Source organism: Vagococcus humatus (assembly GCF_003950325.1).
Taxonomy (GTDB): Bacteria; Bacillota; Bacilli; order Lactobacillales; family Vagococcaceae; genus Vagococcus_C; species Vagococcus_C humatus.
Map to the genome: position 1 here is coordinate 79,411 of NZ_PXZH01000006.1, position 11,518 is coordinate 90,928.

An 11,518-nucleotide genomic window follows, 5' to 3' on the forward strand; every position below is an offset into this window, starting at 1 on the left:
GAATAAATATGAGTAACGAAAAATCTATAATTCAAAATCAGGTAGGTATAGTAACAGCTGATGACAAAATGAAAGCGGTTAGTAAAAAATTTCGTTTTGCAGGTATTTCTAATGGACTTATATCAGGATTAACTTACGGAATTTATTCTACGTTAGTGATTGTAGCAAGTGGGTATGATCCACTTATTAGCGCAGCAGGACTTTTAGCAGCACCGTTTGTTTGTTCAGGATTGAATGATTTTTTTGCTGGATTATGGTTATTAATTTATAACTGGAAACAAGGTAGATTAAAGGAACTAGGAAGAACCTTAAATACAAAACCAGGTAAAATGCTAGTCATCGGATTTTTATTAGGAGGCCCAATTGCTAATGGTGCTTATCTAGTGGGTTTAGCCATGGCAGGTGCATATGCTATTCCTATTTCAGCTACATGTAGTTTATTTGGTTCTTTATTTGCTTGGATCTTTTTAAAACAACGTCCAACTAAACGAGTAGTGGGTGGAATGGTTTTATGTGTAATGGGTGCTATTATTATTAATTTCGTTAAACCAGAAGGGGCTCCTAATTTTACTTTAGGAATTATTTGTGCCTTAATTGCAGCATTAGCTTGGGGACTTGAAGGCGTATTTTCAAGTTTTGGTGGAGCAATGATTGATACTGATGTAGCGGTTAACTTAAGAGAGTTAATTTCAGGAGTTGTAACATTGTTGTTAATTATCGTATTTGGTGGAGCATTTCCATTATTTAGAGAGACATTGGCAGTAGTTACACCAGTTATGTGGCTAGCTATTTCTGGATTAAGTGCAGCAGTTTCTTTCTTGAGTTGGTATAAAGCAAATTCAATGGTTGGGTGTGCTATTGGTATGTCATTAAATGTTACATATGCTTTTTGGGGAGTTCTCTTCTGTGTCATGTTCCTAGGTCAAGCATTAACACCAACAATTGTTATTGGTTCAATAATTATCGTATGTGGAGCTATCTTAGTTACTATGAATCCGTTAGATTTACTTAAAAAAGGAGAGGCTTAATTATGTTATTACCTACTCGAATGGCTGTTTTAAATCACGTGAATAAAGTGGGCAAAGCTAGTGTTAATGAAGTGATGTCAGTTCTAAAACCTTTTTACGGGAAGGAAAAACAGTTTAATGAAAAAATGTATTTGGACCATTTGATGGCTTTAGAAGCCAATGGTTTAGTATCGTTGGATAAATATAATTTAGATGCAAACAATGATTTAGTTTTAACTTATTCGATTACAGAAGATGGTCGAGGAGCTGTAGAAAAATATGTACCGAAAGAATATCAGGTTTAGGAGGAAATTCCAATGAGATATCACGGAGAAGAAGCTTTAGGATTGGTTGAAACAGTTGGGTTGGTTCCGGCTTTAAAGGCAGCAGATGAAATGTTAAAAGCAGCAGATGTAGAGTTAATTTCTTACGAAAACATTGGCTCAACTTTAGTAACTATCATGATTAAAGGTGATATTGCAGCGGTGAAGTCTTCAGTCGAGGCTGGTGCTAAAGCAGCGGCAGCCATTGGAAAATTAACAGCACAAAATGTAATGCCCCGACCAATCTCAGCTGTTGGGGATATTGTTTCAGTCCATGACATTGACATGTAAAACAAGGAGAGAAAAAAATGGAAAGATATGAAGCAATCGGAGCAATTGAAACATTTGGTTTAGTATTTGTATTAGAAGCAGCGGATGCTATGTGTAAAGCTGCTAATGTAGAATTATTAGGATATGAAAATGTTGCATCTGGCTACATTTCTGTCTTAGTTAGAGGAGATGTTTCAGCTTGCCAAGCTGCTGTAGAAGCAGGAGTTCAAGCGGTAAATGAAATGGGAGCAGAAGTTTATAGTTCTGTTGTTATTCCAAGTCCTCATGGAGATTTAGGTAAAATTGTTTCTCGCTATGCATTAGAAAATTTACTGCCTAAACAAGAGGAAGTGATTTAGATGTCTTTTGTAGATAAAGATTTGCAATCCATGCAAGAAGCTAGAATATTAGTTGAAACAGCTCGAGATGCCCATTTACTTTTAAGAGAATATGGACAAATAGAATTGACGAATATTGTTTCAGGTTTAATCGAAGAAATGAGTCATGAGCATAAAGAGTTAATTCATCAAGCGGTTTTGGAAACAGGTTATGGCAATGAGCGAGATGAAAACGATTTATTTGAAAAAGTAACTACTCAAATAAAACAAGAATGGTTAACTCAAAATTTTATAGGGGTCTTAAAAGAAGAGTCAGAAAATAAGTGGTTAGAAGTTGGGGTACCTCTAGGAGTGGTTGGGATAGCTTTACCTGCTGAAAACATTGTATTAAATGCTCTTTATGCTACATTAATTTGTTTGAAGTCTGGTAATACGTTAGTGATGATTCCACCTTATAATGCTCTTGAAATAACTAAAAAAGTAATGAAGATGATCAGTGATGTGGCTGAAAGACTAGGTGTACCTAAAGGGAGTATTAATTGGCTAGAACATGTTTCAACAGAAGGAATTGAGGAGATTCACCAACATCCAGATATAGCAATCATACTAAATATTGGTTGTGGCAGTTATATCGACCAGTTTCCTGTAAAAAATAAACCGGTTATTTATGGTGGAACAGCTTCTACTCCTGTATTTATTGAAAAATCAGCAGATATTAAAAAAGCTTGTCAGCAAATAGTTGCAAGTAGATCTTATGATAATGGATTATTACCAGGGGCGGAGCAGTATGTAATTAGTGAGGGTGTTATCGCTAAAAAAGTAAAAGAAAGCTTTACCGAGTACGGAGCTTATTTCATGAATGAACAAGAAGAAAGCAGTCTAGTTCAACATTTGAGCCTGTCTAAGCAAAGACATATTTCTCCTTATATAGGAAAATCAGCTAGCTGGTTAGCGGAAAAATCTGGTTTTCATGTGCCCAAGGGAACGAAGGTATTAGTTTCAGAGCAACCTTATATTTTTGATGAAAATCCTTATGCGGCAGATTTACGCTTACCTATTTTAACATTTTATTTAGAGCCAGATTGGTTAAGAGCCTGTGAAAAATGTATAGAATTACTACAAAGTCAACATAATGGACATACGTTAGCTATACATTCTCATAACACCCAAGTCATTCAAGAGTTTGCTTTGAAAAAGCCAGTAGGCAGAATGATTGTCAATGGACCAGCTAGTTTTACTAGTCTTGGTCTGGATTCTAATTTAGCAACTACTATGATTTTAGGAGGGTTAACAACTGGTCGAGGTGTTACAGCTAAAAATGTCACACCAAAAGAGTTAACCTATACTCGGCAAATTGGCTACGGAACCAATAAATGGATAGAATCTTCAGAAGTATCAACTGTTAGTCAATTATCAACAAATTCACAAGAACAATTTATTCAATTATTAAAGAAATTACTAGACCAATAAATATTATATAAAAGTGAGGGAGTCACATGGATATCAATGAATTTTCAGCTAAATTAGCTGAAGCAACAAAAGAATTAAGCTCAGAAGAAAGAGCAGCGTTAATGCGCATGTTTTCATCTGTTTCAGATGATATTACAAAAGAACAGCCTAAAAGTGATTCAGTTATTTTAACAGAGGAACAAACAGATATGCCAGATGGTATTACACCACGTTTACGTGCTTTAAAAGACAATTATTTAAAACAAGTGCCATCTATTACAACGCATAGAGCTCGTGCTATTACTAAAATTGCTAAAGAAAATCCAGGAATGCCAAAAAGTGTTTTACGAGCAAAATGTTTTAAATATTGCTGTGAAACAGCTCCACTTGTGATTCAAGATCATGAATTAATTGTAGGTGCACCAAACGGAGCTCCTCGTGCTGGAGCATTTTCACCGGATATTGCTTGGCGTTGGATGGAAGATGAAATTGATACTATTGGGACAAGAGCACAGGATCCTTTCTATATTTCAGATGAAGATAAACGGATTATGCGAGAAGAGTTATTCCCATTTTGGAAAGGGAAATCAGTAGATGAATATTGTGAAGATCAATATCGTGATGCTGGTGTTTGGGAACTTTCCGGAGAGTCGTTTGTATCAGATTGTTCTTATCACCAATTAAATGGTGGTGGGGATTCTAATCCAGGTTATGATGTTATTCTAATGAAAAAAGGTATGCTTGATATTCAAAATGAAGCAAAAGAACATTTGAAAGCATTAGATTATGAAAATCCAGATGATATTGAAAAAATTTACTTCTATAAATCTATTGTAGATACAACTGAAGGGGTAATGATTTACGCTCAAAGAATGTCTGATTATGCAGCAGAACTAGCACAAAAAGAAACAAATCCTAAACGTAAAGCAGAACTTGAAAAAATTTCAGAAATTAATGCACGTGTACCAAAACATAAACCAGAAACTTTCTGGGAAGCTATTCAAGCGGTTTGGACAATTGAATCTTTATTAGTAGTAGAAGAAAATCAAACAGGTATGTCTATTGGTCGAGTGGATCAATATATGTATCCATACTTTGAAGAAGATATTAAATCTGGTCGTATGAACGAACATCAAGCATTTGAATTAGCAGGATGTATGTTAATTAAAATGTCTGAAATGATGTGGATTACAAGTGAAGGTGGCTCTAAATTCTTTGCTGGCTATCAACCATTTGTCAATATGTGTGTAGGAGGCGTTACTCGCCAAGGACAAGATGCAACCAATGATTTAACTTATCTATTAATGGATGCAGTTCGCCATGTTAAAGTGTATCAACCATCTCTAGCTTGCCGAATTCATACTAAATCTCCACGTAAATACTTGAAGAAAATTGTAGATGTAGTCAGAGCTGGTATGGGATTCCCTGCTTGTCACTTTGATGATACTCACATCAAAATGATGTTAGCTAAGGGTGTATCAATAGAGGATGCTCGGGATTATTGTTTAATGGGTTGTGTAGAACCTCAGAAATCTGGTCGTCTATACCAATGGACATCAACAGCCTATACTCAATGGCCAATTTGTATTGAATTAGCTTTAAATCATGGTGTTCCACTATGGTATGGCAAACAAGTTTGTCCAGATCCAGGAAATATTTCTCAATTCGAAACTTATGAACAATTCGAAGAAGCAGTTAAAGATCAAATTCGTTATATTACTAAGTGGACAGATGTTGCAACAGTTATTTCTCAACGAGTTCATCGTGATCTTGCACCAAAACCATTAATGTCTATTATGTATGAAGGCTGTATGGAAACAGGAAAAGATGTTTCTGCTGGAGGAGCTATGTATAACTTTGGACCAGGAGTTGTTTGGTCAGGTTTAGCTACTTATGCAGATTCTATGGCAGCCATTAAAAAATTAGTCTTTGATGAGAAAAAATATACATTAGAAGAGTTAAATGAAGCATTAAAAGCAGATTTTGAAGGGTATGAACCAATTAGAACAGATTGTTTGAAAGCGCCAAAATATGGGAATGATGATGATTATGCTGACTTAATTGCAGCAGAATTAATTACATTTACTGAATCTGAACATAGAAAATACAAAACACTTTATTCAGTTCTTAGTCACGGTACTTTATCTATTTCAAACAACACACCATTTGGTCAAATGACTGGTGCAACTGCTAATGGTCGTCGTGCTTGGACGCCTTTATCTGATGGAATTAGTCCAACACAAGGTGCTGACTTTAAAGGACCTACAGCGATTATTAAATCTGTTTCAAAAATGTCTAACGATAGCATGAACATCGGAATGGTACATAACTTCAAGATTATGTCTGGGTTACTTGATACACAAGAAGGAGAAGAAAGTTTAATTACTCTATTAAAAACAGCTTGTCATTTAGGAAATGGTGAAATGCAGTTTAACTATTTAGATAATGAAACATTGTTAAAAGCACAACAACATCCAGAAGAATATCGTGACTTAATTGTTCGAGTTGCAGGTTATAGTGCATTCTTTGTGGAACTTTGCAAAGATGTTCAGGATGAAATTATCAGTCGAACTATGTTGACAAAATTTTAAAAGTGAATTCAGGAGATGAACAGTGATGGCTAATCAAAGAGAAGGTGGAATTGAACGTCAAGCGATGATTTTCAATGTACAGAAATATAATGTTTACGATGGACCAGGGATACGGACGATAGTCTTTTTTAAAGGCTGTCCTCTCCGTTGCCAGTGGTGTTCCAATCCAGAAGGGTTAGAACGTAAATATCAAGTGATGTTTAAAAAGAATGTCTGTACAGATTGCGGAGCCTGTGTAGATGTTTGTCCATTAGGGATTCATTACATGGATGAAAATGGTCATCATCAAGTTGATCGTGAAAAAATATGTAATGGTTGTCGAAAATGTGTGGATATCTGCCCAATGTCTGCTTTAAATATTACCGGTGAAGTTCGGTCTATTTCTGAATTATTAAAAATCGTTCATGAAGATGACGCTTTTTATGAAATGTCAGGTGGTGGTGTCACTCTAAGTGGTGGAGAGTGTACATCACAACCAGAAGCAGCACTTGCTCTTTTGAAAGCTTGTAAAGATGATGGAATTAATACAGCCATTGAAACATGTGGACATAGTCGAATGGACAGATTATTAAAAATTGCTGAATATGTTGATTTATTTTTATTCGATTTAAAACACATGGATCCTGTTCGTCATAATGAATTAACTGGAATTAGTAATGAAAAAATCTTAGCTAATTTACAAGAGATTTTAAAAAGAGGTTATAAAGTAAAAATTAGAATGCCAATGCTTAAAGGAATTAATTCAAGTCAAACAGAAATTCAAGCAATCATCCAATTTTTACTACCTTATAAAGATTTACCTAATTTCCAAGGAATAGATTTACTGCCCTATCATAAATTAGGTGTTAACAAATACGGACAGCTGGGAATGGAATACCCTGTCGAAGGTGATCCAAGTTTAAGTAATGAAGAATTAGACAAAATTGAAAACTGGATTAAAGAATACGATTTTCCTGTTAAAGTTGTTCGCCATTAATATATCAAAAGATAAAATTAAAAAAATAAAACAAAGATAAATTTATTAAAAACTCAGAAAGGAGGAAATAATTTGGGAAATTATAAAATGCCAACCAAAATCTTTTTTGGGCAAGATTCACTAAAAAATCTTAGTCATATGGATTTAGGCAACGTCTTAATTATTTGTGATCCTTTCATGGAAAAATCCCATAAAGTAGATAATTTAACCGTTATTTTAGAGCAACAACAACTTGTTTACCAAATTTTTTCTAAAGTGGTACCAGATCCAACTATAGCAGTCGTAACTGAAGGAGTAGCAGCAGCTATTCAATTATCGCCTAAAACAATTATTGCTCTGGGTGGTGGTTCTGCGATTGACACAGCTAAAGCAGTTCGTCAAATTTATCAAGCCACTACGAAATCTTCTCATATTCAATTAATCTGTATTCCAACAACTAGTGGAACAGGTAGTGAGGTTACTTCATTTTCGATTATTTCTGATCCAACTGTTCAGACTAAATACGCTTTAGTAGATGATAGCCTTATTCCAGATGTGGCAATTCTTGATCCTAACTTTACTGTGAGCGTACCAAGTAGTGTAACAGCAGATACTGGTATTGACGTATTAACTCATAGTTTAGAAGCTTATGTGTCAACAAATGCATCAGATTTTACAGATGCTTATGCTGAAAAAGCGATGAAAATAATTTGGGAAAATTTAGTAGCAGTTGTTAAAGATGGAGAAGATATAGCTAAACGAGAAAAAATTCATAATGCATCTTGTTTAGCAGGGATTGCTTTTAGTGAAGCTTCTTTAGGAGTTTGTCATAGTTTAGCTCATGCTTTAGGTGCTAAATTCCATATTCCACATGGCCGAGCTAATGCTATGTTGCTACCTTACGTTATTTCGTATAATGCTGGATTAGAATTAAAAGAAGAATTACCCGCTCTAAATCGTTATCAAGAAGCTGCTAAGTTGTTGGGTATCCAGTCAGGAACACCCAAAGCTACTGTGCACCGTCTGATTAGTTTATTATCTCGTCAAATGAAAGAGATGAATATTCCTAAAACTGTAGAAGAGCTAGGAATTGATAGTAATGAATTTTTAGAGGCTATTCCAGCAATGGCTGAAAAAGCGATGATGGATAAATGTACTATCACCAATCCAAGAAAACCAACTATAGAAGAGTTAGAAGAACTTTATAAGAGGTTGTGTAAAGGGGGATATTAATGCATTTTATCACTGAACGTGAATTAAAAGCTAATTATCGCCAACATCCATTTACTCATTTATTGCTAAAAAAAACGGAACGTTTGACACCTGAAGCAAAACAATTTTTAGTGGACCAAGGAATTAAAGTTTCTTGTGATGAAGACCAAGTCGAAGTAGCTATGACTAAAAAGTCTAATAAACCAGAAGAATTAGCGAAGTCAGAATCAGTATCTGGCTTAACCGATTTATCTTTATCATTGTCTTATCAATATGAGTTACTTTATACAGAATTTTTAGAAGCAGGTTTACTAGCCAACGGGATTGATTTTACTATAAGTCAGCAGCTATTTTCTTTAGGAAATTGTTTACGAGATATTAGTAGTGACAAAATTTTACCAATGTCTAGTTATGAATTACCTAGCACAGAAACTGAAATAGAAGAAGTAATTAATACATCGTATCAGTTAACTATGCTTCACGCTCTAAGTGAGCGTGGACCTCTTTTAATCAAATTAAACCAATTAAAAATAAAAGTAGAATGCTTGCTAGTAGAATCTACTTTATGCCAACAAAATCAATTAAGGTTATTTATTCCTTATTTGATTAAAATGATTGAACAGTTATTAGGAGTGAAAAAATGACCACAACAAAACTTGATTTAAACCAATGTAATCAGTTAATTTCTAAATTTGAACAAGTAATCAAGACCCCTATAAAAACACCTTCCTCCGTTTATTATACTGGGGTTGATCTTGGAACAGCTTGTATTGTCTTAGCTGTTTTGGACGAAAATTATGAGCCTGTAGCCGGATCTTACCGTTATGCTAATGTGGTAAAAGATGGAATGGTTGTAGACTATATTGGAGCCATTAAAATTGTAAGAGAATTAAAAGCTGAATTAGAAGAAATTTTAGAGACAGAATTGGTTTATGCTGCTGCAGCGATTCCACCTGGAACCAACGAGTTAGATTCTGGTGCTATCCGAAATGTTGTGGAAGGTGCTGGTTTTGAGTTAACAGCGTTGCTAGATGAACCGACTGCAGCTAATCAAGTTTTAAATATTGAAAATGGAGCAGTTGTTGATATTGGTGGTGGTACGACAGGTATTTCTATTTTAAATCAAGGTGAAGTTGTTAAAGTTGTAGATGAGGCAACGGGAGGAACTCATTTTTCTCTAGTAGTGGCAGGTTCTTATAAAATGAGTTTTGACGAAGCTGAATTATACAAGAGAGATACAAGTAAACATAAAGAGTTAATTGTAGTATTAAAACCTGTTGTTGAAAAAATTGCTTCTATTATATTAAGACAAATTAATGGCTATAAGGTAGAAGGGATTTATCTTGTCGGTGGAACAGCTTGTTTAGGTGGTATTGAAAATATTATTGAAAAAAATACCCACATTCCTACTTTTAAACCGATTAACCCAATGTTTGCGACACCATTAGGTATTGCAAAAAGTTGTACAGATAAAATCATGGATTAAGGAGATGCAAAAATGGATTGCCGAATTATAAAATCCCCTGGTGAAAATACTCTTGCTATTTTGACTCGTCGGAAAGGATCAGGACAAAGAGAACCTTTAGAAAAACCAGATGCAATTGGTTTAGTACAAGGTAAATTAATTGAAATGATTTGTGCTGCTGATGTTGCTGAAAAAGCAGTAGGAGTTACTGTAGAAGATATTAGGGGGAGCTGTCCTCAGAACATGATTATGTTAGCTATTTTTGGTGATACTGCTTCGGTTATCGCTGCGATTGAAGAAATCAAGAAGAAGGAGAATAACCGAAAATGGTAACTGCAAAATTAATTGATAATATTTGGGCAACAAGAAAAAGTGAAAAACTCAACGGATTAAAATTAATGCTAGCAGAAGTCATCGGAGGCTCTAGAGATGGCGAGCGTCTAGTTGTTTGTGATGTAATAAGTGCAGGAATTGGAGACAGGGTAATTATTGCTACAGGTTCTGCTGCTAGGCATATGCTATCAGATGATTCTATTCCAGTTGATGCAGCAGTTATTGGTATTATTGATGAGAGTTGTGAGTCCGTTTAAAAATAATTTATAACAGAAAGAAAGTGTGCCTATGAAAAATCTAGTTTGTGCTGATGATATTACACAGTGTTATGAACAAGGTTCGGATACACTTTATGTTGAAGAAAAGACAATTGTAACATCATTAGCAGAAGATATTGCAGAGGAGTTTGGTATTAGGATTAAAGTAAGAAAGCCAAAGCCTAAAAGTACTGCAGATGTCTTATCCAGTTCATTGGGAAACAATTTGACGACTGATCAATTGGTTTTATTACTGAAAAAATTATTAGCGAATGAACAAATTTTTTCGCTATTACCATTTGAAGCTGAATGTCACGCAAATGGCTTAAAGGTAGTAAAAGGTAGTAGTGTTAAAATGGTCCAGTTTGACACTGGTAACCCTCAAAATCAGGTTACTTTTCAAGAATTGGTCAACAAAGATGAATCTCATATGAGTGCTGGTTTCTTAGAAATTGATCATTCTTCTTTTGAATGGGAATTAAGTTATGAAGAAATTGATTATGTAATAGAAGGAACATTAACAGTAACACTTGATGGAAAAACTTATACAGCTAATGCTGGAGATGTTTTGTTTGTACCAAAAGATACTAAGGTTATCTGGGGTTCTCCAGATAAAGCAAGAGTTTTTTATGCGACTTACCCAGCCAATTGGGCAGATTTAATGTAAAGGAGTAAGTGATGAAACAAGCATTAGGATTGATTGAAACAAAAGGTTTATTAGCTGCTATTGAAGCATGTGACGTCATGCTTAAAACAGCTAATGTCCAATTAATAGGAAAAGAAACAGTTGGCGGTGGATTAGTTAGTATTACTGTTGAAGGTGATGTAGGTGCTGTTAAAACATCTACAGATGCTGCTGCCAGTGCAGTTAATCATTTAAATCCAGCTAATTTAATCGCTGTTCATGTGATTGCAAGACCAGCTGAATCACTTGATGTGATTGTTAAAGAAACATCTAAAGTAGGACTAAATGAAGATCCCGATGAGAAAGAAAGTTGTGACTGTCCAGAAGAAATAAATCAGACTTTAGAGAACTCAGTAAAGGGTGATGAGAATACTTTAGAAGTTAAAACAACTAAAGAAGAATTAACTAATGTTAAGCCAGTTATTACTCAACAGACACCTGAAGAAGTAGTAACTAACTATTTGGCTCAAGAAAATCAATTAGAAGCTAAAAAATATTTAACTTCTTTAAAAGTTTCAGACTTAAGAGCAATGGCAAAACGCCATAGTGATTTTGCTATAACGAAAAAAGAATTATATAAAACAAGTAAAGACAATCTTATTGAAGCCTTTATCAGCTACTTTAATAAGTAAA

The 11,518-nt window shown here is 34.6% G+C and carries 14 protein-coding genes; all 14 read left to right on the plus strand.

Annotation, left to right across the window (positions count from 1 at the left end):
- Positions 1–8: 8 nt before the first annotated feature.
- Positions 9–1,028, plus strand: coding sequence for a DMT family transporter (locus tag C7P63_RS09135; RefSeq protein ID WP_125943847.1), 1,020 nt, complete (start codon positions 9–11; stop codon positions 1,026–1,028).
- Between the two features lie 2 nt (positions 1,029–1,030).
- On the plus strand, positions 1,031–1,312 hold the full coding sequence (locus C7P63_RS09140; RefSeq protein WP_125943848.1) for a hypothetical protein: 282 nt from the start codon (positions 1,031–1,033) through the stop codon (positions 1,310–1,312).
- A gap of 12 nt (positions 1,313–1,324) precedes the next feature.
- Positions 1,325–1,621 carry a BMC domain-containing protein gene (locus C7P63_RS09145; RefSeq protein ID WP_125943849.1) on the plus strand — a complete coding sequence of 99 codons (297 nt, stop codon included), beginning with the start codon at positions 1,325–1,327 and terminating at the stop codon, positions 1,619–1,621.
- 17 nt (positions 1,622–1,638) lie between these two features.
- Entirely contained in the window at positions 1,639–1,959 is a 321-nt protein-coding gene (locus C7P63_RS09150; protein WP_125943850.1) for a BMC domain-containing protein, read from the plus strand.
- Positions 1,960–3,408 carry an aldehyde dehydrogenase family protein gene (locus C7P63_RS09155; protein ID WP_125943851.1) on the plus strand — a complete coding sequence of 483 codons (1,449 nt, stop codon included), beginning with the start codon at positions 1,960–1,962 and terminating at the stop codon, positions 3,406–3,408.
- A 26-nt stretch (positions 3,409–3,434) separates the two neighbouring features.
- Positions 3,435–5,978, plus strand: coding sequence for a choline trimethylamine-lyase (cutC, locus tag C7P63_RS09160; RefSeq protein ID WP_125943852.1), 2,544 nt, complete (start codon positions 3,435–3,437; stop codon positions 5,976–5,978).
- A gap of 25 nt (positions 5,979–6,003) precedes the next feature.
- A complete protein-coding gene (cutD, locus tag C7P63_RS09165) occupies positions 6,004–6,954 on the plus strand; it encodes a choline TMA-lyase-activating enzyme (protein ID WP_125943853.1) in 951 nt (316 codons plus the stop codon).
- A 72-nt stretch (positions 6,955–7,026) separates the two neighbouring features.
- A complete protein-coding gene (locus tag C7P63_RS09170; RefSeq protein ID WP_125943854.1) occupies positions 7,027–8,166 on the plus strand; it encodes a 1-propanol dehydrogenase PduQ in 1,140 nt (379 codons plus the stop codon).
- Positions 8,166–8,789: a hypothetical protein gene (locus C7P63_RS09175; protein ID WP_125943855.1), complete on the plus strand. Its 624-nt coding sequence runs from the start codon at positions 8,166–8,168 to the stop codon at positions 8,787–8,789. Before C7P63_RS09170 ends, C7P63_RS09175 begins: the two co-directional genes overlap by 1 nt.
- Positions 8,786–9,631: an ethanolamine utilization protein EutJ gene (eutJ, locus tag C7P63_RS09180; protein ID WP_125943856.1), complete on the plus strand. Its 846-nt coding sequence runs from the start codon at positions 8,786–8,788 to the stop codon at positions 9,629–9,631. Before C7P63_RS09175 ends, eutJ begins: the two co-directional genes overlap by 4 nt.
- A 12-nt stretch (positions 9,632–9,643) precedes the next feature.
- Positions 9,644–9,943, plus strand: coding sequence for a BMC domain-containing protein (locus tag C7P63_RS09185; protein ID WP_125943857.1), 300 nt, complete (start codon positions 9,644–9,646; stop codon positions 9,941–9,943).
- Positions 9,937–10,200 carry a EutN/CcmL family microcompartment protein gene (locus C7P63_RS09190; RefSeq protein WP_125943858.1) on the plus strand — a complete coding sequence of 88 codons (264 nt, stop codon included), beginning with the start codon at positions 9,937–9,939 and terminating at the stop codon, positions 10,198–10,200. Before C7P63_RS09185 ends, C7P63_RS09190 begins: the two co-directional genes overlap by 7 nt.
- A gap of 31 nt (positions 10,201–10,231) precedes the next feature.
- On the plus strand, positions 10,232–10,867 hold the full coding sequence (locus tag C7P63_RS09195) for a cupin domain-containing protein (protein ID WP_125943859.1): 636 nt from the start codon (positions 10,232–10,234) through the stop codon (positions 10,865–10,867).
- Between the two features lie 11 nt (positions 10,868–10,878).
- A complete protein-coding gene (locus C7P63_RS10400) occupies positions 10,879–11,517 on the plus strand; it encodes a BMC domain-containing protein (RefSeq protein WP_279386795.1) in 639 nt (212 codons plus the stop codon).
- Position 11,518: the final 1 nt, after the last annotated feature.